The sequence below is a fragment of the Saccharopolyspora sp. NPDC045839 genome (genome assembly GCF_056431645.1).
Window position 1 is genome coordinate 508,084 of the sequence record NZ_JBWKKH010000001.1, and the last position, 25,872, is coordinate 533,955.

Genomic DNA, 25,872 nt, shown 5'->3' on the forward strand with positions numbered 1-25,872 from the left:
CCCGCGCTCGTCCCCAGCGCTCAGGCCGCGGCCGCGGCCGGCAGGTCGATCGTGTTCGTGCCGCGTTCCAGGGCGTTGATGAGCACGGCCATGTTTCCCATCGGGTGCGCGTTGTCGAACAGCAACTGGTGGAGGGAGCCGATGTCCTCGAACGTTTCGCAGGTGGACAGGCACGGGTTGAGCAGGCCCGCATCGACCAGCCTGACGACGTCGCGGAACTGGCGGGCGTTCGCGCCGTGCGAACCCTGCAGCCGCTTGGAGCGCATCCACAGGTGCCGGAGGTCGATGTCGCCGTTGTAGCCGGTCGTGCCGCCGCAGATCACCACCATGCCGCCGCTGTCGCACAGGTACATGGAGGTGGGCAGGGTGTCCTGCCCGCTGTGCTCGAAGACGATCCGCGGCGACTTCCGCTCCCCGAGGATCTCCCAGATCTTCTTGCCCATGCCCCGCGCGCCCCGCAGGAACTTGGTCATGCCCTCGACGTCGTCCACCGCGGGCAACCGGCCCCAGTGGTCGAACTCGTGCCGGTTGATGACGCCCTTCGCGCCGAGCTGGAGGCAGTACTCGCCGCGGGCCTCGTCGGAGACGACCGCGATCGGGACCCCACCGGCCATCTTGACCAGCTGGATGGCCATGGAGCCCAGGCCGCCCGCCCCGCCCCAGATCAGCACCGGGTCACCGGGCTGCACCGTGTTGCCGTGCCAGCCGAAGAGCTGCCGGTAGGCGGTGGAGCCGCAGAGCATGAAGCTGGCGGACTCCTCCCACGACACGTCCTTGGGCTTCGGGTGGCACTGGTAGTCGTTCACCAAGCAGAACTGCGCGAAGGAACCGTAGTTGGTCTCGTACCCCCACGCCCGACCGCTGTTGGACGTCGCCACGTCCGCGCCCAACCGGATGTCCTCGTCCTTCTCGTCGTACTGCCCGCCGGAGAGCACCACGTGGTCGCCGACCTTGACGTGCCGCACGCCCTCGCCGACCGCCCACACCACACCCGCGCCGTCCGTGCCGCCGATGTGGAAGTCCTCCGGCTGCCCGAGGCGCTGCCGCATGCCGATGACGTCCAACGGGATGCCCAGCGCCGCCCACACGTTGTTGTAGTTGATCCCGGCCGCCATCACGTACACCAGGACCTCGCCGGGGCCCACCCGTGGCACGTCGACGACCTCGATCTGGAACGCCTGCTTCGGCGGTCCGAACCGGTCCTGGCGGATCACCGACGCGTACATCCGCTCCGGGACCTCGCCCAGCGGCGGCACCTCACCGATCTCGTAGAGCGACTTCGTCATGGCTTTCTCCTCAATTGCCACTCGCGTCGGCCGGGGCCGACAGGTGTCGTAGTTGCTTCCTGATCTCCTCGATCACCTCGGATTGGCGCTCTGCCAGGTAGAAGTGGCCGCCGGCGAAGACCTTCGCCTCGAACGCGGCGCTCGTGTGCCTGCTCCAGGCGCGCACCTCGTCGACCGTGGTGAGCGGGTCGGCGTCGCCGACGAGGGCCGTGATCGGGCACCCCACCACCGACTCCGGATCGGCCAGGTAGGTCTCGACCGCCTGGAAGTCGCCGCGGATGGCGGGCAGCACCAGGCGGAGCATCTCGTCGTCGCCCAGCAGGTCCGGGGACGTTCCGCTCAGCAACTTCAGCTCCGCGATGACGTCGTCGTCGGGTTTGAGGTGCACGTTCCGCTCGGCGTACTTCTTCGACGGCGCCCTCCGCCCGGAGAGCAGCAACGCCCGCGGGCCGTTGCGATCGCGTGCTTCCAGGCGCTGCGCCACCTCGAAGGCGAGCACCGCGCCCATGCTGTGGCCGAGGTAGACCGGCGGCGGGCCCGGCAGCGCGGCCAGTTCGGTCGCGATCCGGTCGGCCAGCTCGCCGATCTCGGTGATCACCGGCTCTCGGTAGCGGTCCTGCCGCCCGGGGTACTGGATGGCCAGCACGTCGACCTCCGGCGCCAGCCGCATCGAGAGGGGCCGGAAGAACGACGCCGAGCCGCCCGCGTGCGGAAAGCAGATCAACCTGGTGGCACCGCTGGATTCCGCGTCGAAGCACCGGATCCATTTGCCACCTTCGGTCACGGCCGTGCTCATGCGTTGGTGCCTCCCAGTTCGGCCATCACGGTGGACTTCGACCCGGCGACCACCCACCTGCAGGGCGTGGTCGTCTTCGCGGGGCTGCTGATCTCGGGGGGGGTGCGGCCACCCGCACTGCGACGCCGGCGCTGGCGCATCTCGACGCTAGGAGGAACGCGATCCGCCGCACAAGCTTGCGGCCACAAGCTGCCACGGGTTCCGCCGAGCACCTGCCGGCCAGCGCGAGCACGGCTGTTTTCCCCAGGACCACAACGGGATTCGGCATCGATGGTCAGCCGGAGCGACCAGGGTCGCCGACGTGCCATCCACTTTGGAAGCGGGTGACAACGGCCCGGCCGCACCCTCGGCGGCGGGACATCCGCGGCGATGAGCGATCCTCGCGGCGCTGTGCGCTGCGAGCGTCACACCCTCGTGGACAACACGGTGCTCACCGTCATGCCCGTCACCCCGGCGATCTTGGTGCGGGTCTTCCCGGTCGGCGAGCGGCTCGCCGACGCCGCGCGGAATCACCGCCTGAATTCAACCGCCAGCAGGGTGATCAGGTATTTCCGTTTTCAAAACAATTGCCCTGCTTCTTTCCGCATTCTGAATCACCGCGGGACACATCTTATCACAGAAACATCGACAACGCTTCCCAATTTCATTCACATTTATTCCCATCGCCAGACGACCCAACAATCCGGCGGCCGTTCCACGCCCGTCCGAAACCGCGAAACTCCTACAGGAGTCAACAAAACCGCGAACTGTGCCGAATGGACTCCCGCAACTTGATCAACGAAAGGAATCGCATTACTACGAATGGATCTACCTTGATAGTTGATCACCGTGTTGGAGTATCGTTATGCTTAGGATCTATTTCACACCCAAAGATGTTCTCCGCATCCGCATTGCGGAACAGCCCGATCCGATGTGGGAACTCGCGCTCAGCTTGCACGTCCTCCGCGGACACGTCACCTGGCCGACGCAACTCGCGTGGCGGGGCTGGGCGCGACACAGGTTACGCGACACGGGCTTATCCACCCGAATGCATCTTGTGTCCTCGCTGGTTCCCGTCAAGGGGAACTTCCCAGATTTCCTCACCCCGGTCACCGCCGGGCCGGACTTCGAGGCCGGCCTCGGAAGCATCCTGTCCGCCGGGCAGACCCGACTCAGCAACGACCTTTCCGCGGCTTTCGCGCAGCAGAGCGCGCCGCCCTGGGTCCGCAAGCTGTCCGACGGCGACCGGGCCGCGCTCAACAAGCTCTGCAACATCCTCCGGGACTATTTCAACACCGCCATCCGCCCGCACTGGCCGAAGGTCCACCACCAGGTCACCGAAGACCACGTGCTGCGGACACGTCACCTCACGACCGGGGGCGCCGAGAAGCTGTTCAACTCACTCCCCGCCCCCATCAAATGGCGCTGGCCGGTCCTGGAGACGAACTACCCGGAGAACCGGACGCTGCACCTCGACGGCCGCGGCCTGACGCTGATCCCGTCGTACTTCTGCTTCGGCAACCCGATCACCTTCATCGACCCGGGGCTCCCGCCCGTGCTCGTCTACCCCGCTCACAAGGCGGCGAACGGCGTGCGCCCCGGCGGTGGCGGGGAGAACGCGTCGAAGCGGCTGGCCGCCCTGCTCGGGCACACGCGCGCGCAGGTCCTGCTGGCGTTGCAGACGCCCAGTTCGACCTCCGGTCTCGCCCGGCAGATCGACGCGTCGCTGGCTTCCGCCAGCCAGCACACCACCATCCTGCGCGAGGCCGGCCTGATCACTTCGACCCGGCTGGGCAAGGCGGTCCTGCACAGCCTCACCCCGCTCGGGCGGGAACTCGTCGGCACCAACGACCAGCCCGGCGCGGTCGCGCCGGGTGATCACCGGGGAGTCGGCCATCCGGGGCTCAGCCGGTTGCCGCACCTCGCCGACTCGGCCGGGTAAGGCGGACGGCAGGCACGGGTCCTCTCGACGAGCGCCCCGAGTGGTGGCGCCCGCCGAAACGGCCGGCCGCCGCGATCAGCGGTCGAGGTCTTCCCACTCCAGCTCCAGATCCGCTTCCAGCTCCTCGATGTCGTGCTGGTCGAGCCGCAGCAGGGGCAGGTCCGACGGAGTGCGTCCGCCCGTGCCGGGCCGATCGACGTGGGCGATGAGTCCATTCAGGACCGCCAACCAGTCCTGCGCCAGGTCGTGCACCGCTTCACGGCTGGTAACGGCGGTGTGCCAGGACCACGTCGCGCTCAACCGCGGACCATCGGCACCGTCCTCCGCAATCGCGTTGATCTCGATGCCATGCCCCACGCCCAACGCCGGATCGGCACCACCACCGAGCGCGTCGACCTCCGGGGCCCAGCCCCACTCACCACCGGCAGACGCGCCGAAACGCCCCAGGTAGTTGAACGCGATCTGCGGACGCGCGAACCTCGCGAGCTCCGGCGCGGTATCCGGATTGAGATACCGCAGCAGCCCAAAACCCAGGCCGTGATCAGGAATCGCCCGAAGCTGCTCCTTGACCTGCTTCAACACCGTCCCCAAACCCGGGCCTCCGGAGGTGACCTCCCGCCAATCCAGGGCGACGGGATCCAGCAACACCGGGTGCAAGGTGGTGAACCAACCCACCGTCCGCGTCAAGTCAACCCCCGGGACGACCTCCTCGTACCGGCCGTGCCCCTCCACATCGACCAGCACACCACCCGGCATACCCGCGCAATGCCGCACGGCCAACACCAACGCCGTCAGCAACACATCATCGACACCAGCGAAGAACGCCCCAGGAACCCTCGCCAGCAACGCCGCCGTCCGCTCCACCGACAACGACACCGTCAACGACTGCGTCCCGGCGACCGCGTCCCCGTCCGCAACATCGCGATCGGTCACACGCACGCCGGGATGAGCCAGCACCTCTTTCCACACCGACAGCTCCGGCACCCGCGATTCCGCCAGCTCCCGCAACAGACCGGCCCACTGGCGAAACGACGTACCCACCGGCTGCAACTCGACTGACCGCCCCGCGAGCAGCGCATGACACGCCTCCCCCAGATCCGACACCAGCACCCGCCACGACACCCCATCGACCACCGCATGATGAGCCACCACCAACAACCGGCCGGACCGCGAACCACCGCCGTCCAACCAGACCGCCCGGAGCATCACACCTAGCGCGGGATCCAAACCAGCCGCGGCGGCCTCGCCCCGCCCGGCGAGCACCGAAGCCCAATCCACGGCTTCGGGCACCGCTACCCGCTCCACCAGATCAGCGACATCCACCGACCCCGCCGACGGCACGACCAGGCCCTGCTCGCCCAACCGAGCCCGCAACAGGTCATGCCGATCCACCACCGCCGCGACGGCACCCATCAACACGTCCAGCGACAAGCTCGCCGGAACCTCCAGCACCACCGACTGGTAGAAGACCGACCCCAGCCCACCCCGGTCGTCCAGCCAGCGCATCACCGGCGTCAACGTCACATCCCCGACCCCGGAAGTCACCGAGGCCGGCACCGAACCCGACGACGCCACAACCGCCAGTCCCGCAGGCGTCCTGCACTCGAACACCTGACGAGGACTCAGAACCAGGCCAACCCTGCGCAATCTGGCGACCAGCTGCATCGAGGCGATGCTGTCCCCGCCCAACTGGAAGAAGCCGTCCTCCGCGCCGACCTCAGCGACCCCCAACACCTCGGCGAACGCCTCGCACAACAGCCGCTCCCGATCGGTGCGAGGACCGCGGCTGGGCCCGGTGGTCACCGCCGGCGTGGGCAAGGCTTGCCGATCGAGCTTCCCGTTGGAGTTCAGCGGGAAGCTCTCCAGCACCACCACTGCGGACGGCACCATGTAGTCGGGCAGGGCCCTGGCGACGTGATCCCGCAGCCCGTCCGGCTCACAGCCGTCGCCGGTCGGCACCACGTAGGCCACCAACCGCTTCTCCCCCGGCCGGTCCTCCCGGACCACCACCGCACTGCGAGCCACGTGCGGGTGGGAGGTCAGCGCTGCCTCGATCTCGCCCGGCTCGATCCGGATACCGCGGACCTTCACCTGATCGTCGACCCGGCCGACGAACTCCAGCTCGCCATCCCGGTTCCAGCGCACCAGATCACCGGTCCGGTACATCCGGCCGCCCGCAGGGCCGTACGGATCCGCGACGAACCGCTGACCGGTCAACCCGGCCCGCTTCCAGTAGCCCCGCGCCAACCCGCTGCCCGCGATGTACAGCTCCCCCACCACGCCAGGGGCGACCAGCCGCAGCTCGGGATCCAGCACGTGCACCCGCGTGTTGGGCACCGGCCTGCCGATCGGCGGGGCGCCGTCCAGGTCGCCGTCGGAGGACCAGATCGTCGAGTACACCACCGTCTCGGTAGGACCATAGATGTTGGCCACCCGGCAGCCGGGGAAGACCGCGCGGATGCCGTCGTACAACTCGGGTGGAACCGGCTCACCGCCGAGCACGACCGTGTCCACTCCCGGACGCCGCTCCTGCTCCTGGATGACCCTGGCGAACACCGACGGCACGCCGCTGACCAGCCCGCCACGCGGTGGGCCGTCCGCCAGGGCCAAGAGGTTGGGGACCACCTCGACCGAGCCACCGACCATCAGCGGCACGAGGATCTCGAACACGGAGAAGTCGAAGCCGAGCGAAGTCGCCGCCAGCACCCGGCCCAGGCTGTCCACGCCGATCGTTTCCCGCACGCACGCGACCAGGTCGACGACGTTGGCGTGCGCGACCATGACGGCCTTGGGCTGCCCGGTGGAGCCCGAGGTGTACATCACGTAGGCGATGTTCTCCGGATGCGGCGTCGATCGGCGCGGCGCGGCTGCCCCGGCGCGGCCCGCAAGGGTGGCTGGATCGTCGAGCAGCACGGTCGTCACGTCGGCACGCATCCCGCCGGAGCCGTTGGTGATCAGCAGCGCCGGCTTGGCGTCTGCGAGCACGAAGTCGATCCGCTCAGCGGGGTGGTCCAGATCGATCGGCAGATAAGCGCCTCCGGATTCGAGCACCGCCAACATCGACACGACCATGTCGATCGACCTCGGGAGCGCCAGCGCGACCACGGATTCCGGCCCGACCCCGAGGCCCACGAGCAGGCCGGCGAGCCGGTTCGCCCGGTCGTCGAGCTCCGCGTACGTCACCGATTCGCCGCCGCAGACGACCGCCACCGCATCGGGGGTCCGCTCGACCTGGGTCCGGAACAGCTCCGGCAGCGTGGTCTCCCGGGTGCCGGTCCGGCGCCCGTTCCACTCGTCGAGCAGTTGGCGGCGTTCTGCGCTGGAGAGGAGGTCGAGCCGGCCCACCGGCCGGTCGGGATCTGCGATGATCGCTTCCAGGACGCGTTGGAGCCGGGCGGACTGCGCCTCGACCGTGGCGTGGTCGAAGACATCGGGCCGGTAGCCGAACCGCAGCCGGAGCCGCTCGCCGGGGATCGCCACCAGGTTCAGCGCGTAGTGGGTGGCGTCCCAACCGGACACCGACCCCACCTGGAGCTCGGATTCCGGGTCGATCGCCTCGTCGGGGTCCAGCGGGTAGTTCTCGTAGACGGTGGCGGTGTCGAACAGTTCCCCGGTACCGACCTGCCGCTGGATGTCCGCCAAACCGAGATGTTGGTGGTCCAACAACCTGACCTGCTCCTCCTGGAACCGGACCAGCATGTCCACAAGGGACTCTGATGGATCCAGCCGGACCCGCACCGGGATCGTGTTGATGAACAGCCCCAGCACCGACTCCACCCCCGGAAGCTCCGGAGGACGACCCGACACAGTAGACCCGAACACCACATCCCCACGACCGGTCCACCGACTCAGCAACAACCCCCACGCACCCTGCACCACCGTGTTCAGCGTCAACCCACGCTCCCGGGCCCACGCCACCAGGTCGGCCGTCAGCCCTTCCGGAACATCCAGCACGAACCGTTGTGGAACAACCGAAACTCGGTCCCCGGGGCCGAGCAGCAACGGCTGAACGCCGTCCAGCGCCTCAGCCCACGCGCCCAGCGCCGCGTCACGATCACGATTCGCCAGCCACGCGAGGAAGTCCCGGTACGCCCCCGGAGCCGGAATCCCGGACCCATCTCCCCGCGCCCGGTACAGGGCGAACAGCTCGCGCACCAGAAGCGGCATCGACCAGCCGTCCAGCACGAGGTGGTGGTTGGTCACGACGAGCCGAGAACGCCCTTCTCCCAGCCGCACCAAAATCATTCGCAGCAATGGCCCCCGCTGCACGTCGAAGCCGGCCGTCCGGTCCGCTGCCAGCAGCCGATCCAGCTCCGCCTCGCGCTCGGCCTCGTCGCAAGCCGACAGATCCGCCTCGGACCAGGCGACAGCCGACTCCCGGGGCACCACCTGAACCGGGCGACTCAACCCCTCGTGGACGAAGCACGCCCGCAAGTTCGGATACCGCTCCAACAGCACGTCCCCGGCACGCCTCAACCCGGCCCCATCCACCTCCCCCAGCAGCTCGAACGCCAACTGCACGACATACACATCCCCCAGGCCATCGTCATAGACGGCGTGGAACAGCAGTCCTTCCTGCAACGGCGAGAGCGGAAGGACGTCGGCCACCTCGCCGACCACCTCCTCCACCAGGGCGGTCTCCGCCCCGTCGAGCACGACCGAAGCCGAATCTGCTGTCTGCTCGTGCGTGCCGTTCTGCTCCTCGGCGACCAAAGCCGCGAGCGCCGCGGGCGTCTTGTGCTCGAAGATCTGCCGCGGACTGATGACCACCCCGTCCCGGCGGGCGCGGCTGGACAGCTGGATCGACATGATGCTGTCCCCGCCCAGCTTGAAGAAGCTGTCGTCGGCGCCCACCCGCGGCACGCCGAGCACCGCCGCGAACAGCTCGCACAGCAGATCTTCCCCCGGCGTCCGGGGTTCGCGGCCCGACGTGGTGCCGCCGAAGTCCGGCGCCGGTAGCCGCCGCCGGTCCAACTTCCCGTTGGAGTTCAGGGGAAGCCGGTCCACGGCGACGATCGCCGCCGGGACCATGTGCGCGGGCAGCCGCTCCTCGACGTAGGGCTGCAACGCCGTGATGACCGCCCCCACCTCGCTCGACGACGCTGGGTCGTTGGCGTACGCCGACCAGGGACGCCCGGCGCCTCCGGTGGATGGGTGCGGTCGGACGCCGCCCAGGATGTCGCTGCGAACCAGCACGGCATCGAGCTCTTCCGCTGCACTCGACCATGTGAGCGCCGCGCGGTAGCCGATCTCCGCCGCCAACTCGTTGAATTCCTCGGGGTCCGGCTCGGCACCGGCCACATCCCGCACCAGCTCGGCTCGCGCGGATTCGACGTCCGCGCCGTGCTCGACCGCCCGCACGGCCGCCAGGTCCGTCGTCAAGCGGGCGTTGGGAATCCCGGAGACGCTCAGCCGCTCGGGCCGGGTGCTGGAAAGCACCTCGCGCAGACCGGCGAAGTCCCGGACATCGCGCCCCCACCTCAGTTCGAGCGGTTCCGCGACATCACCGGTCGGGCCGGCGACATCGGTCGTCTTGCGCAGGACCGCGTCGTAGCGGTAGCGGGTGAGCTCGTTGTGGCCCGCACCGCGCTTGATCCGCACATCGATCTCGCCCACGTCCTCGACGACGTCGCGGAACCGCGCGAAGAAGTCGGGCGAGACCAGCAGCTCCCTTTCCTGCAAGATGTTCTGCTCGACCGACCTGCGCAGGACCGACGGCGGCGTCGAGTCGTCCGCCCGGCCGAGCTCGACGGCGGTGGCGAAGCACCTGAGCAGCCGGAGGTTGCGCACGTCCCCGACGAAGACGGCACCGCCCGGGCGGAGGAGCCGCACGGCAGCGGTCAGCACTTCGACCAGGTAGTCGACGCTGGGGAAGTACTGGACCACGGAGTTGATGACGATGGTGTCGAAGAAGTCGGCGGGAAGGTCGTCGAGCACGTGCGCGGGCCGGCACAACAACTCCACGTTCGCGTAGCCGGTATCTCCGTCGAGCCGGTCCCGCAGCGCCTCGACCACCACGGGCGAGAAGTCGGTCGCCCAGTAGGATTCGCACCTCGGTGCCAGCTGCGACAACAGCAGGCCGGTGCCGACGCCGATCTCCAGGATCCGCTCCGGGGCGAGCGATGCCACCCTCTCCACCGTCGCGTCGCGCCATTCCCGCATCTCGTGCAGCGGGATGGGGAGGCCGTCGTAGCTGCTGTTCCAGCCCGTGAAGTCGGCACCGAACTCGGCGGCGGGGCCTTCCCGGTACAGCTCGTCGTAGACCCCTTGCCATTCGCCGACCTTTCGGTGGTCCGCCTCGCCAGGCTCCCGCCGGCCGGCGTCGGGGACGACGTAGGCGATGAGCCGCTTGTCGCCGAGTTGGTCTTCGCGGACGACTGCCGCGGCCTGCGCGATCTGCGGGTGGGAGGTCAGGGCGGTCTCGACCTCGCCGAGCTCGATCCGGAAGCCGCGCACCTTCACCTGGTCATCGACCCGCCCGACGAACTCCAGCTCGCCATCCCGGTTCCAGCGCACCAGGTCACCGGTCCGGTACATCCGCTCCCCAGCAGCGAACGGATCCGCGACGAACCGCTGACCGGTCAACCCGGCTCGACCGAGGTAGCCCCGCGCCAGTCCGGAACCGGCCAGGTGGAGCTCTCCCACCGCGCCCGGTGGGACCAACCGCATTTCGGCATCCAGCACATAGACCCGGGCGTTCGAGATCGGCCGGCCGATCGGCGGCACTGCGACCGGCCGGTCGTCGTTGCAGAACCACGCCGTCGCATAGACGGTCGCCTCGGTCGGCCCGTAAATGTTGGCCACCAAGCAGTCCGGGAACACCGACCTCACCCGCGACAACAACGACGCCGGCAACCCCTCGCCCGCCAGCACCAAGGTCTCCAGGCCCGGTGCCTCCAACTCGCCCCACGCCCCCAGCAAGCCCGCGACTGCCGACGGAACACCGCTGACGAGAGAAACCTCGGACAGCAACCCCGGCGAATCCACCAGGGAAAGCAGATCGTCCACCAACACGACCCGGCCGCCCACCGTCAACGGCACCAAGATCTCGAAAACCGAAACATCGAAACTCAACGACGTCGACGCCAACACGCACCGCAACCGATCGCCGAAGGCCTCCGCGGCCCACGCGGAAAGACCCGCGACACTCGAATGCGCGACCGCGACCCCCTTCGGACGCCCCGTCGAACCCGACGTGAACAACACATACGCCGCATTCCCCGCAGACAGCGGACCAAACCGATCCCCATCCACCAGATCCGCACCCGACAACCCGGCCACCGCCGGGTCGTCAACGACCACAACGGGCAGGGCCTCGTCGGAAATGCCGACCTCGACCGCAGAAGCCGTCAACAGCAACACCGGCTTGGCGTCGTCGAGCATGAGCTCAATTCGCTCGGCGGGATGGTCGAGGTCAATGGGCAGATACGCGGCTCCGGCCTTGAGAACGGCCAGCACGGCGACGACCATGTCGACCGACCTCGGAAGCGCCAACGCGACAACGGACTCCGGCCCAGCACCACGTGCGACCAAACAACGAGCCAGCCGGTTCGCTCTCGCATTGAGCTCCGCATACGTCACCGACACACCACCACACACCACAGCCGTGGCCTCCGGCGACCGCACAACCTGAGCCTCGAACAACTCCGGCAACGTGACCGCCGGAACGCTGGTCCGGCTCCCGCTCGATTCTTCGAGAAGCCGGTGGTGTTCGGCGTCGGTGAGGATGTCGATGCGCCCCACCCGCTGGTCCGGATCTTCGACGATGCTTCGCAAGATCTCGACGAGACGTCCGGCGAATCCTTCCACCGTGGAGCGGTCGAAGACATCGGGCCGGTAGCCGAACCGCAGGCGGAGCCGCTCGCCGGGCATCACCACGAGGTGGAGCGCGTAGTGGGTGGCATCCCAGCTCGACACCGACGTAACGGTGATCGCGGAGGACGGGTTGAGCACCTCGTCGGGGTCGAGCGGGTAGTTCTCGAATGCGATGGCGGTGTCGAACAGTTCCCCGGCGCCGACCTGCCGCTGGATGTCCGCCAAACCGAGATGTTGGTGGTCCAACAACCTGACCTGCTCCGCCTGGAACCGGACCAGCATGTCCACAAGGGACTCCGACGGATCCAGACGGACCCGCACCGGGATCGTGTTGATGAACAGCCCCAGCACCGACTCCACCCCCGGAAGCTCCGGAGGACGACCCGACACAGTAGACCCGAACACCACATCCCCACGACCGGTCCACCGACTCAGCAACAACCCCCACGCACCCTGCACCACCGTGTTCAGCGTCAACCCACGCTCCCGGGCCCATCGGGCCAGGGCCGTCGTCAAGGGCTCGAGCAATTCCAGCGAGTATCCGTCCGGCAGCACGGGAGTCCGATCCCCCGAACCCACCAACAACGGCTGGGCGTCCTCCAACGCTTCGGCCCATGCTCCCAGTGCAGCTTCTCGTTCGCGGCTGCTCAGCCACACGAGGAAGTCCCGATATCTTCCCGGAACCGGTAGATCGCCGTCGTCGCCGCGCCGCTCGTACAGGGCGAACAGCTCGCGAACCAGCAGCGGGAGCGACCAGCCGTCCAGCACGAGGTGGTGGTTGGTCACCACCAACCGGGACCGCCCCTCCCCCAGGCGAACCAGCATCAGCCGCAGCAGCGGGCCCCGCTGCACATCGAACCCCGCAGCCCGATCCCGCTCCAGCAGCCGCGTCAACTCGTGCCCGGCTTCTTCGCGATCCGAAAGGTCCACCTCCGACCAGCCGATACCCGAATCCCGCGGCACGACCTGAACCGGACGGCTCAACCCCTCATGAACGAAGCATGCCCGCAAATTCGGATACCGCCGCAACAACACGTCCCCGGCGCGCCGCAACGCCTCCCCGTTCACCTCACCCGCGAAGTCGAACACCAACTGCATCACGTACACATCGCTGCCTCCCCCGTCGTAAACGGCGTGGAACAGCAACCCTTCCTGCAACGGCGACAGCGGCAGAACGTCTTCGAAATCCGGGCTGGTCATTGGGAGTCCTTCCACCAAGATTCAAGTCGCTCGATGTCGTGCTGGTCGAGTTGGAGCAGGGGCAGGTCCGACGGAGTACGTCCACCTGTTCCGGGCCGATCGGCGTGGGCGAGGAGTCCGTTCAGGACGGCCAACCAGTCCTGCGCGAGGTCGTGCACGGCTTCGCGGCTGGTGACATCGGTGTGCCAGGACCACGTCGCTGTCAACCGCGCCCCGTCGGCACGGTCTTCCGCGACCGCGTTGATCTCGATGCCATGCCCCACGCCCAGCCTCGGGTCCGCACCACCGCCGAGGGCATCGGCCTCCGGCGCCCAGGCCCACTCACCGCCGGCAGCTGCGCCGAATCGCCCCAGGTAGTTGAACGCGATCTGCGGGCTTGCCGGCCTCGCGAGCTCTGGCGCGGTGTCCGGATTGAGGTACCGCAGGAGCCCGTAGCCCAAACCGTGGTCGGGGATCGCCCGAAGCTGCTCCTTGACCTGCTTCAACGCTGTTCCCAGCGCGGGGCCTCCGGTGGTGATCTCGGCCCAGTCGAGTTCGCTGGGGTTCAGCAGCACCGGGTGCAACGTGGTGAACCAACCCACCGTTCGGGTCAGATCGACCCCCTGGACGACCTCCTCGTGCCTGCCGTGCCCTTCCACATCGACCAGCACGCCACCCGCTGAGCCGGTGTGGTGCCGCACAGCCAACGCCAGCGCCGTCAGCAACACGTCGTCGACGCCGGCGAAGTACGCCGCAGGGACGCGCGTCAGCAACGCCGCCGTCTGCTCCGCAGGCAGTGAGACGTTCAACGACCGCACTCCGGCCACCGTGTCCCCACCCGCAACGTCGCGATCGGTCACACGCACGCCGGGATGGGCCAAGACCTCTTTCCAGATCGGCAGCTCCGGCGCCCGCGATTCCGCGAGTTCGCCCAGCAGACCGGCCCACTGGCGAAACGATGTGCCGACCGGCTGCAACTCCGCGGGCCGCCCTGCGGCCAACCCTTGGTGCGCTTCCCGCAGATCCGACACCAGAACGCGCCACGACACCCCATCGACCACCAGATGATGGGCGACCAGCAGAAGTCGTCCTGATCGTGAACCGCCCGCGTCCAGCCAGACCGCCCGGAGCATCACCCCTCGTGCGGGATCCAGACCAGCCGCCGCGGCTGCCTCCGCCCCCGCCAGCACGACCCGCCAGTCCGGATCAGCCTCAGGAACGTCGGCCCGCTCCACCAGATCGGCGGCATCGACCGACCCCACCGACGGCACCACCAAACCCTGCTCGCCCAACCGAGCCCGCAACAGATCATGCCGATCCACCACAGCCCCGAGAGCCGCTACCAAGGCCCCCAACGACAATCCGGCCGGAACCTCCAGCACCACCGACTGGAAGTAGGCCGCCCCCAGATCACCCCGTTCGCCCAGCCAATGCATCACCGGCGTCAACGCCACGCCCCCGACCCCGGAAACCACCGAGGCCGACGCCGAACCCGAGTCCGCCACCACCGCCAGTCCTGCCGGAGTCCGGTGCTCGAACACCTGACGCGGACTCAACACCAAACCGGCCCTGCGCACTCTGGCGACCAGTTGGATCGACAAGATGCTGTCCCCGCCCAGCTGGAAGAAGCTGTCCTCCGGGCCGACGTCGGCGATCTCGAGCACCTCGGCGAACGCCTCGCACAACAGCCCCTCCCGCTCGGAACGTGGACCTCGTCCTCCCCCTGCCTTCACCTCGGGCGCGGGGAGCGCCTCCTGATCGAGTTTCCCGTTGGAGTTCAACGGCAATCCGTCCAGCAACACGACCGCGGTGGGCACCATGTAGTCGGGCAGGGCCCTGGCGACGTGATCCCGCAGCCCGTCCGGCTCACAGCCGTCGCCGGTCGGCACCACGTAGGCCACCAACCGCTTCTCCCCCGGCCGATCCTGCCTTGCGACGACGACGGCGTGAGCCACTCGCGGGTGGGAGGTCAGCACTGCCTCGATCTCGCCGAGCTCGATCCGGAAGCCGCGCACCTTCACCTGGTCATCGACCCGCCCGACGAACTCCAGTTCGCCATCCCGGTTCCAGCGCACCAGGTCACCGGTCCGGTACAGCCGCCCGCCCGCAGAGCCGAACGGGTCGGCGACGAAACGATCCGCGGTCAGGCCGGAACGCCCCGAGTAGCCGCGGGCCAGCCCACTTCCCGCGAGGTAGAGCTCTCCCACCACACCGGGCGGTACCATCCGCAATTCGGCATCCAGCACACAAACCCGGGTATTGGCGATCGGCCGGCCGATCGGCGGCACCTCCACCGGCCGGTCATCGCGCCAGAACCACGCCGTCGCATACACGGTCGCCTCGGTCGGCCCGTAAATGTTGGCCACCAAGCAATCCGGGAACACCGATCTCACCCGCGACAACAACGACGCCGGCAACCCCTCACCTGCCAGCACCAGCGTCTCGACGCTCCGCTTCTCCGGCATGTCGCACGCCCCCAGCAAGCCCGCGACTGCCGACGGAACACCGCTGACGAGAGAAACCTCGGACAGCAACTCCGGCGAATCCACCAGGGAAAGCAGATCGTCCACCAACACGACCCGGCCGTCCACCGTCAACGGCACCAAGATCTCGAAAACCGAAACATCGAAACTCAACGACGTCGACGCCAACACGCACCGCAACCGATCGCCGAACGCCTCCGCGGCCCACACCGCCAAACCCACGACACCCGCATGCCCAACGACGACGCCTTTCGGTCGCCCCGTCGAACCCGACGTGAACAACACGTACGCCGCATTCCCCGCAGCTAGCGGACCACTCCGATCCCCGTCAGCCAGATCCGCACCCGACAACCCGGCCACCACCGGATCATCCACCACCAGACGAGGCACCCCAGGAGGAACGACATCCCCCACATCACCGGCCGTCACCACCAACACCGGCTTGACATCGTCGAGCATGAACTGGATTCGCTCGGCGGGATGACCCAAGTCAACGGGCAGATACGCGGCCCCGGCCTTGAGAACGGCCAGCACAGCGACGACCATGTCGATCGACCTCGGAAGCGCCAACGCGACAACACGCTCCGGACCAGCACCCCACCCGACCAAACAACGCGCGAGCCGATTCGCCCTCACATTGAGCTCCGCGTACGTCACCGACGCACCACCACACACCACCGCCGTGGCCTCCGGCGACCGCACGACCTGAGCCTCGAACAACTCCGGCAGCGTGACCGCCGGAACCTCGACCTCGGCCGCGTTCCAATCCGCGAGGAGCCGACGGCGCTCCGTCTCGGTGAGGACATCGATGCGCCCCACCCGCTGGTGCGGATCTTCGACAACTGTTTCGAGGATGCGTTGGAGGCGGCCGGCGAGCGTCTCGACGGTGGCCTGGTCGAAGACGTCGGGGCGATAGCCGAAGCGCAGTTGCAGCCGCTCGCCGGGCATCACCGCGAGGTTGAGGGTGTAGTGGGTGGCGTCGAGGCTCTCCGCCGACGTCATCCGCAACTCGCGCATCGGATTCGACAGTTCATCGAGGTCGATCGGATGGTTCTCGTAGAAGATGGCGGTGTCGAACAGCTCACCGGTCCCCACCTGACGCTGGATGTCCGCCAAACCCAAGTACTGGTGGTCCAGCAGTCGCGCCTGCTCCGCCTGCAACCGGACCAGCATCTCCGCGATCGACTCCACGGGATCCAGCCGGACCAGGACCGGGATCGTGTTGATGAACAGGCCCAACATGGACTCCACGCCCGGGAGCTCCGGAGGACGACCTGACACGGTGGACCCGAACACCACATCCCCGCGGCCGGTCCACCGACTCAGCAGCAGTGCCCATACGCCCTGCACCACCGTGTTCAGCGTCAGCCCACGAGCCCGGGCCCATTCCACCAGCCCTGCGGTCAGCTCCTCCGGCAAGTCCAGCGAAAACCGCTGCGGTACGACCGGCACCCGATCCCCAGAGCCGAGCAGCAACGGCTCAACACCTTCCAACGCCTCACGCCACGCTCCCAATGCCGCGTCCCGGTCACGATTGCTCAGCCACGCCAGGAAGTCCCGGTACCTCCCCGGAACCGGCAAGTCGCCGTCATCGCCGCGTCGTTCGTACAGGGCGAACAGTTCTCGCACCAGCAACGGAAGTGACCAGCCGTCCAGCACGAGGTGGTGTGTGGTCACCACAAGCCGGGACCGCCCGTCCCCCAGGCGAACCAACATCATCCGCAGCAGCGGCCCCCGCTGCACATCGAACCGATCGGCCCGATCCGCCTCCAACAGCCGAGCCGCCTCGTGCTCGGTCTCCGCACAGGTCGACAGGTCCACCTCTGTCCAGCCGATATCCGACTCCCCCGGCACGACCTGAACCGGACGACCCAGCCCCTCATGAACGAAGCACGCCCGCAAGTTCGGATACCGCGCCAGCAGGGCGTCCCCTGCGCGCCTCAACCTCTCCCCATCCACCTCCCCCAACAGCTCGAAAACCAGCTGCACCGAATAGACATCATTCGATCCGTCATCGAAGACCGCGTGGAACAGCAACCCTTCCTGCAGCGGCGACAGCGGAAGGACATCCACCGCCCCGCCGACCACCTCCTCCACCAACCGCGCCTCAGCCGCATCGAGCACGACCAGCACCGAATCGGATTCGCCGGCTTCGTCCGAGCTGTCCGACGAGCCCTCGAGCACCCCCGCGACGGCCGCCAATGCCGCCGGCGTCTTGTGCTCGAACACATGGCGAGGGGTGATCACCAGTCCGGCGCTTCGGGCGCGGCTCACCAGCTGCATGGACCCGATGCTGTCCCCACCGAGATCGAAGAAGTTGTCCTCGACGCCCACCTCCGGCAAGCCTCGGATCTCGGCGAACAACTCGCAGAGCAGTTCCTCGCGCGGTGTCCGAGGTGACGCTTTCGCCGGTCCGGAACTGAAGTCCGGAGCGGGCAGCGCCTTTCGGTCCAGCTTCCCGTTCGCGGTGAGCGGAAGATGCTCCAGGGGCAGCACTGCCGAAGGGACCATGTAATCCGGCAGGCTGCGGGACACGTGATCCCGCAAGTCCGCAGGGTCTAGTTCGCCCCTGCGAGCGACGACATAGGCGATCAAACGGCTTTCGCCCGGCCGGTCCTCACGGGCCGTTGCCACGCACTGCGACACCGCCGGATGAGCAGCCAGCACCGCCTCGACCTCACCCAGCTCGATCCGGAAACCACGAACCTTGACCTGATCATCGACCCGACCGACGAACTCCAACTCGCCATCGCGGTTCCAGCGCGCCAGATCCCCGGTCCGGTACATTCGCCCACCCGCAGAACCCAACGGATCAGCCACGAAACGACCGGCCGTCAACCCAGGACGCCCGAGATACCCCCGCGCCACACCATCACCGGCGATGAACAGCTCACCGATCACACCGGGCGGTACCGGCCGCAGGCCCGCATCCAGGACGTAGACGCGGGTGTTGTCCAGCGGTCGGCCGATGGACACCGAACCCGTTCGGTCGATTTCCGCCGCCGTCGACCACACCGTGGCCTCCGTCGGCCCGTAGAGGTTGACCACCTCACCGGCCAACATCCCCAGCCGGACCGCCAGGTGCTCCGGCAGGGCCTCGCCGCCGGTCAACACCCGCAGCCCACGCAACATCGCCGGAGTCTCGGCCGCCACGACCTGCCACAGGGCAGGCGTGGCCTGCATGACCGTCACACCCCACTCGGCCACCAACCCGGCGAGCGCGGGCGGATCCGCCAGCTCCACCTTGGTCGCGACCATGACCGAGGCGCCGGCGAGCAGCGGCGCCAGCAGCTCCACCACGGCGATGTCGAACGACAACGTCGTCACCGCCAGCAACCGATCCCCCGGCTCGACCGCCAACCACGGATCTATCGCCGAAACGAACCCGCACACATTCCGGTGAGTGACCACCACACCCTTCGGACGCCCCGACGAACCCGACGTGAACAACACGTACGCCGCATCGTCGAGACCCGCACCAGCCCGATCCCCGCCAGTGAGCTCCGCATCCGAGAACCCGGCCAACACAGGCGCAATGCCCGGGTCATCTACCACGAGAACCGGAAAACCCTGCGGCAGCGCTCGTCCGGCTTCGACGGTCGTCACCACCAGAACCGGACCGGCGTCGGCGAGCATCAACCTGACGCGCTCAACCGGAAAACCCGGATCGATGGGCAGGTACGCAGCACCCGCTTTGAGCACCGCCCACACCGCCACGACCATCTCAACCGAGCGCGGAACAGCTATCCCCACCACACAACCCGGCCCAACACCGCGATCTAGCAGACACCGAGCCAGCCGATTCGCCCTCGCGTTGAGTTGCGCATACGACACCGACTCATCACCGCACACCACCGCAGTGGCATCCGGCGACTGCGCAACCTGAGCCTCGAACAACTCCGGCAGAGTCGACTCGGCGACGACCACACCTCGCCCGTTCCACACCTCGAGCAACTGATCCCGTTCGGTGCCGGTGAGAACGTCGATCGCTCCTAGCCGAACGTCCGGATCCTCGACAACGGCTTCCAGCACGCGCACCAGTCGGGCAGCGAGTTGTTCCGCGGTCGCCCGATCGAACAAGTCCGTGCTGACCTCCAGCTCGCCGGCGAGCCACGGCTCGCCCGCGTCACCACGCCGTTCGGTCAGCTCAACGGTGAGATCGAACTTCGCCGCCGCACCGTCCACCGGCAGGGATTCCACTCTGGCGCCGGCAATCTCCAGATCCGTCTGCTCAACGTTCTGGAACGCCAACATCACCTGGAACAGCGGATGCCGAGCCAGCGACCGCTGCGGGTTGATGGCCTCGACGAGACGCTCGAACGGTAGGTCCTGATTGGCGTACGCGGCCAGGTCCGTCTCCCGGACCCGCGCCACCAGCTCGCGGAAGCCCGGATCGCCCGATGTGTCGGTCCGCAACACCAGCGTGTTGACGAAGAACCCCACCAGATCCTCGGTCGCCTGCTCCGTACGCCCGGCGATCGGACTCCCGATCGGGATATCCACACCCGCGCCCAACCGCGTCAGCAACGCGGCAAGCCCGGCCTGCACCACCATGAACACCGTCGCCCGGCACTCACCGGCCAGATCCGCCAAGCCCGCATACAGCCCCGGCGATACGTCGAAACCCAACCGCTGACCCGAATGCGAGGCGACCGCCGGGCGAGACCGATCCGCCGGAAGGACGATCTCCTCCGGAAGGCCGCGGAGCTCGTCCTTCCAGAACTCCAACTGGCGAGAGATCAGACTGCCCGGATCTTCCTCACTGCCCAGCACGTCCCGCTGCCACAACGCAAAATCCGCGTACTGCACCGGCAAGTCCTGCCAACCCGGTGCCGCACCGGTACGCCGCTTCGCATACGCCGTGCCCAAATCCCGCAGCAGCGGCACCACCGACCACCCATCACCGGCGATGTGGTGCAACACCACCAGCAAGACGTGGCCGCCTTCGGCGACGTCCCACAAACGCACCCTGATCGGCGGCTCCACACCCAAGTCGAAAGCCTGCCGGGCTTCCTCGGCCATCGCCCGGGCGACCTCGCCGGCGGCGATCTCCGGTACTCCGGTTCCGCCGGCCGCCAGCTCCCACGCGGTTTCGGTGTCCAGGATCCGCTGCCGAGGAACATCGGCCTCGTCCTGCGGGAAGACCGTCCGCAACACCTCGTGCCGCGCCAGGACGTCCCGCGCCGCTTCCCGCAACGCGCGGATGTCGACCTCGCCGGACAGCCGCCACGCCAGCGGAATGTGATACGCCGAACCAACCGCGTCCAGCTTGTCCACGAACCACAACCGGTACTGCGCGAACGACAACGGCACCCGCTCCGGCCGCACATCGGCGACCAAGCCCCGGGCAGCACCCGCCAGTACGTCGCTGCTCTCCATCCGCGCAGCGAGTTCGGCGACCGTTGGCGCCTCGAACACCGCACGCACCGACAACTCCACACCGCACGCGGCACGGATGCGACTCACCAACCGGGTCGCCAGCAACGAATGCCCGCCCAGCTCGAAGAAGCTGTCGTCGATCCCCACCCCCTCCACGACCAGCACCTCGGCGAACAACCCGCACAACAACACCTCGCGCGGCGTCCGAGGCGGCACGTTCCCCGCCGCGGGGCCGAGATCCGGTGCGGGTAGCGCGCGGCGATCGAGCTTCCCGTTGGCCGTCAGCGGCAAGTCATCCAGCACCACCACCGCCGAGGGCACCATGTAGTCCGGAAGGCGCCCTGCCGCGAACGCCCGCACCTCGCCCGGGTCGCAGCCGTGCGCATCGGCCACGACGTAAGCCACCAGCCGCTTGTCGCCGGGCCGGTCCTCGCGCGCGACCACCACGCACCGCGCCACCCGAGGATGCGCGCCCAGCGCGGCCTCCACCTCGCCCGATTCGATCCGGAAGCCGCGAACCTTCACCTGATCATCTGCCCGGCCGACGTACTCCAGTTCGCCGTGCCGGTTCCAGCGGGCCAGGTCCCCGCTGCGGTACATCCGCCCACCGGCCTCGCCGAACGGGTCGGCGACGAACCGCTGCCCGGTCAGCCCGGGTCGCCCGGCGTAGCCCCGTGCCACGCCAGCGCCGGCGACGTACATCTCGCCCACCACGCCCACCGGCACCGGTCCCAGGTTCGCGTCGAGCACGTGCACCCGCAGATCGGCCAGGGGCCGACCGATCCTGCCGCGCCCGCCATCACCGGCCCCGATCTCGGCGTGGGTGACGTGCACGGTCGTCTCGGTGATGCCGTACATGTTCACCACCACCGGGCCCCGGCCGTCACCCCGATCCGGGACCCGGCCGCAATCCAGCGCCTCACCGCCCAGGACCACGTACCGGACGCAGCCCCGCTCCCAAAGCCGGCCATCCTGAGCTTCTCGCACCAGCTGGTAGAACGCCGACGGCGTCTGGTTCAGCACCGTCACGCGCTCCCGGACCAGCAGCTCGGCGAACTCGCCGGGCGAGCGCGACACCTCCCACGGGACGACCACCAGCCGGCCGCCGCACGAGAACGCGCCCCACAACTCCCAGACCGAGAAGTCGAACCCGTAGGAGTGGAACAAGGTCCACACGTCGTCGGGGCCGAAGCCGAAGCGGGCTCGACCGACCGCCAGCAGCCGCGCGACGTTGGCATGGGTGACGACCACGCCCTTCGGCCGCCCCGACGACCCCGATGTGAACAGCACGTACGCCGCATGACCGGTGTCCAGCGGAAGTGCACGATCCGCATCGGAAAGATCGACACCCGACATCCCGGCCACCACCTCGGCGGAGGCCGGATCGTCCACCGTCAGCACCGGGAACCCGTGTCCGCGAGGTAGTCCGGCCTCGGCCCAGCGGACCGTCATCATCAGCGCCGGATCGGCGTCGGCGAGCATGAACCCGATGCGCTCGGCCGGCTGGTCCGGATCGATCGGCAGGTACGCGGCACCCGCCTTCAACACCGCCAGCATGCCCACGACCATCTCCACCGACCGCGGGAACATCAATGCCACCACGGAATCCGGGCCGACGCCGCGGGCGGCCAAGTGGCGAGCAAGCCGGTTCGCGCAAGCGTTCAACTCGGCGTACGACACCGACTCGTCGCCGCAGACCACCGCGACGGCATCGGGCGAATCCGCCGCCTGGGCCTCGAACAAGGCCGGCAGGGTCGACACCGGGACGTCCGGTGCTTCATCCGGGCGTTCGAGGAACCGGTAGCGCTCGTCCTCGGTCAGGACGTCGATGTCGCCGACCCGGACATCCGGTTCCGCGGCAACCGTTTCCAGCACGCGCACCAGCCGGGCGGCGAGTTGTTCCGCGGTGGCACGATCGAACAGGTCCGTGCTGAATTCCAGCTCACCGGCGAGCCCCTCACCACGCCGCTCGGTCAGCTCGAAGGTCAGATCGAACTTCGCCGAACCGTCGACCGCCGACAAGGCTTCTGCCTCAACGCCGGGCAGGCTGAGGCTCGCCTGCTCGACGTTCTGGAACGCCAGCATGACCTGGAACAGCGGATGCCGGGCAAGAGAGCGCTGCGGGTTCAACGCCTCGACGAGCCGCTCGAAGGGCAAGTCCTGGTGGGCGTAAGCGGCGAGGTTCGTCTCACGGACCCGCGCGAGCAGTTCCCGGAAGCTCGGATCACCCGATGTGTCGGTCCGCAACACCAGCGTGTTGACGAAGAACCCCACCAGATCCTCGGTCGCCTGCTCCGTACGACCAGCGACCGGACTTCCGATCGGAATGTCCGTACCCGCACCCAACCGCGTCAACAACATCGCCAACGCAGCCTGCACCACCATGAACACCGTCGCCCGGCACTCACCGGCCACACCCGCCAAACCCGCGTACAACTCCGGCGAGACTTCAAAACCCAACCGGCGCCCCGAATGCGAAGCAACCGCAGGACGAGACCGATCCACCGGGAGCGCGATCTCGTCCGGAAGACCGCGGAGTTCGCCCGTCCAGAACTCCAGCTGACGCGAGATCACACTCCCCGGATCATCCTCACGCCCCAGGACTTCCCGCTGCCACAGCGCGAAATCCGCGTACTGCACCGGCAGATCCCGCCAATCCGGCACCTCGCCGACGCACCGCGCGGCATACGCCGTGCCCAAATCCCGCACCAGCGGGACCACCGACCACCCATCACCGGCGATGTGGTGCAACACCACCGACAGCACGACCTCTTGCCCGTCCACCACGAGAATCCGCGCACGAACCGGCACCTCGTGGGACAGGTCGAACCGCTGCTCCGCGTGGTCGGCCACGACCCGATCGACCTCACCAGCCGAAGCGCGCAACACCGGAACGTCCAGGACGCTCCGCGCGCTGTGGAGCACCTTCTGCTCCGGCACGCCATCGACCTCGGGCAACACCGTCCGAAGTGCTTCGTGGCGGTCCACCACGTCCCAGACCGCCTCGCGAAGGGCCGGAATGTCGACCTCGCCGGTCAGCCGCCATGCCAGCGGAATGTGGTAGGCCGACCCGGCGGCTTCGAGCTCGTCGACGAACCGAAGCCGGTGTTGGGCGAACGACAGCGGAATGCGCTCCGGCCGGTCCCCGGCCACCAACGACAGACTCGCCCCACCCTCCTGAGCGCCGACCTGCGCAGCGAGCTCCGCCACCGTCGGCGCCTCGAACACCGCACGTACGGACAACTCCACGCCACACGCGGCGCGAACACGACTCACCAACCGCGTCGCCAGCAGCGAATGGCCGCCCAGCTCGAAGAAGCTGTCGCCGACCCCCACCCCCGCCACGCCCAACACCTCGGCGAACAACCCGCACAGCAGGTCTTCGCGGGGCGTGCGGGGGCCCCGCCCCTTCCCGGTCACGACCTCGGGAACCGGCAACGCGCCCCGGTCGACCTTCCCATTGGTGTTCAACGGAAAGCGTTCGAGGACCACGACCGCCGAGGGCACCATGTAATCCGGTAGGAGCCGGGCCGCGTTCGCCCGCACCTCGGCCGGCTCGCACCCGTCCGGCCCGGCGACGACGTACGCGACCAGCCGCTTGTCTCCCGGCCCGTCCTCCCGGGCCACCACCACGCACCGCGTCACCCGGGGATCGGCGCTCAGGACGGCCTCGACCTCGCTCAACTCGATCCGGAAGCCGCGGATCTTGACCTGGTCATCGGCGCGCCCGGCGAACTCCAAAGCACCTTCCGGGTTCCAGCGGGCCAGGTCCCCGGTCCGGTACATCCGGGAACCGGCGGAGAACGGGTCCGCCACGAACCGCTCGGCCGTCAAACCGGCACGCCCCCAATACCCGCGCGCCACCCCGGCACCTGCGACGTACAGCTCGCCCACCGCGCCCGGAGGCACCGGTCGCAGGCCCGCGTCCAGCACGTACGCACGCGTGTCGTCCAGCGGACCACCGATCGGGACACCGTTCCCCAGTTCCGCGCCTGGGCGCACCACCTGGCTGGTCGCGAACGTCGTGACTTCCGTCGGGCCGTACCCGTTCACCAACGTCGTCCGCGGGCAAGCGTCCAAGACCCGGCGAAAGGCCGCCGCGGAAGCGGCTTCCCCACCTGTCCAAACCTCGCCCACCTCGGCGAAGACCGCCGGCCGTTCGTCCGCCAAGACGTTGAAAAGGGCTGCGGTGAGCCACAGTCCGGTGATGCGGTGTTCCGTGATCAAGCGATCCAGCGCATGAGCGGTCAGGTCCCCCGGCGGCGCGACCACGACCCGGCCGCCGCGCAGCAGCGGAACCCACAACTCGTACGTCGACGCATCGAAGGCGCACGGCGAGTGCACCAGGACGCGCTCGTGCTGCCCGGAGTCCCATGCGCTGTCCGACGCGAGCGCCACCACGTCGGCGTGGGTGGTCGCAACTCCCTTCGGCAGCCCGGAAGAACCGGACGTGTACATCACGTACGCGAGCTGCCGAGGGTCGGGTGGAACCGCGGGTTTCGGTGCCGCCCGGTCGGCCGCGTCGTCGAGCACGACGACGTCGATCGACTCGACGAGTTCCGGTGCGGCATCGTCCGTCAGCAGCATCGACGCTGCGGAGTCCCGCAGCATGAAGCGAATGCGGTCCGCCGGGTGACGCGGGTCCAGCGGAACGTACGCCGCGCCCGCCTTCAGCACCGCGAGCAACGCCACGACCAGATCCGCGGAGCGGTCCAGCAGCACGGCCACCCTGGTCTCGCTTCCCGCACCACGCTCCAAGAGGAGTCCGGCGAGGTCGTCGGCGCGGGCGTTGAGCGCGGCGTAGGTCAGCGTGGCGTCCTCGGCCACCACCGCGATCGCTTCCGGATCGCGAGCGGCCTGCGCCTCGAACAGCTCCGGCACCGTGTTGCCCCGGACAGGATTCAACGCCACCAAGGCCCGACTCCTTCAAATCGTCATCAACCAGGCGGAGACGGCATCGGGAGGCCGCCCGGCGCGGTAGGCCCGGGCGCAGGGCGACCTCACCGGCTCGGC

General features: G+C 68.4%; 6 protein-coding genes. 2 read left to right on the forward strand and 4 right to left on the reverse strand.

Annotated elements, in window-relative coordinates; translation table 11 throughout:
- Nucleotides 1–20 precede the first annotated feature (20 nt).
- Complete coding sequence (ccrA, locus tag AC07EQ_RS02105; RefSeq protein WP_478386091.1) at nt 21–1,286, reverse strand: crotonyl-CoA carboxylase/reductase; 1,266 nt, start codon at nt 1,284–1,286, stop codon at nt 21–23.
- A 10-nt stretch (nt 1,287–1,296) separates the two neighbouring features.
- Nucleotides 1,297–2,082 carry a thioesterase II family protein gene (locus AC07EQ_RS02110; protein ID WP_478386092.1) on the reverse strand — a complete coding sequence of 262 codons (786 nt, stop codon included), beginning with the start codon at nt 2,080–2,082 and terminating at the stop codon, nt 1,297–1,299.
- Between the two features lie 414 nt (nt 2,083–2,496).
- Here AC07EQ_RS02110 and AC07EQ_RS02115 point away from each other — a divergent pair, with 414 nt between their 5' ends.
- Together AC07EQ_RS02115 and AC07EQ_RS02120 are read left to right on the forward strand one after the other, a co-directional pair.
- Nucleotides 2,497–2,856 carry a hypothetical protein gene (locus tag AC07EQ_RS02115; RefSeq protein WP_478386093.1) on the forward strand — a complete coding sequence of 120 codons (360 nt, stop codon included), beginning with the start codon at nt 2,497–2,499 and terminating at the stop codon, nt 2,854–2,856.
- Between the two features lie 253 nt (nt 2,857–3,109).
- Nucleotides 3,110–4,003, forward strand: a complete 894-nt coding sequence (locus tag AC07EQ_RS02120; RefSeq protein ID WP_478386094.1) for an ArsR/SmtB family transcription factor — start codon at nt 3,110–3,112, stop codon at nt 4,001–4,003.
- Between the two features lie 75 nt (nt 4,004–4,078).
- Here the strand turns inward: AC07EQ_RS02120 and AC07EQ_RS02125 are convergent, their stop codons facing one another.
- Both AC07EQ_RS02125 and AC07EQ_RS02130 read right to left on the reverse strand, forming a co-directional pair.
- Entirely contained in the window at nt 4,079–13,018 is an 8,940-nt protein-coding gene (locus tag AC07EQ_RS02125) for an amino acid adenylation domain-containing protein (protein WP_478386095.1), read from the reverse strand.
- Nucleotides 13,015–25,770 carry an amino acid adenylation domain-containing protein gene (locus AC07EQ_RS02130; RefSeq protein WP_478386096.1) on the reverse strand — a complete coding sequence of 4,252 codons (12,756 nt, stop codon included), beginning with the start codon at nt 25,768–25,770 and terminating at the stop codon, nt 13,015–13,017. Before AC07EQ_RS02130 ends, AC07EQ_RS02125 begins: the two co-directional genes overlap by 4 nt.
- Nucleotides 25,771–25,872 lie beyond the last annotated feature (102 nt).

What these genes read in the sequence shown, in the direction of transcription:
- ccrA (WP_478386091.1), bottom strand. Translation starts at nt 1,286, where the DNA reads ATGACGAAGTCGCTCTACGAGATCGGTGAGGTGCCGCCGCTGGGCGAG.
- AC07EQ_RS02110 (WP_478386092.1), bottom strand. Translation starts at nt 2,082, where the DNA reads ATGAGCACGGCCGTGACCGAAGGTGGCAAATGGATCCGGTGCTTCGAC.
- AC07EQ_RS02120 (WP_478386094.1), top strand. Translation starts at nt 3,110, where the DNA reads ATGCATCTTGTGTCCTCGCTGGTTCCCGTCAAGGGGAACTTCCCAGAT.
- AC07EQ_RS02125 (WP_478386095.1), bottom strand. Translation starts at nt 13,018, where the DNA reads ATGACCAGCCCGGATTTCGAAGACGTTCTGCCGCTGTCGCCGTTGCAG.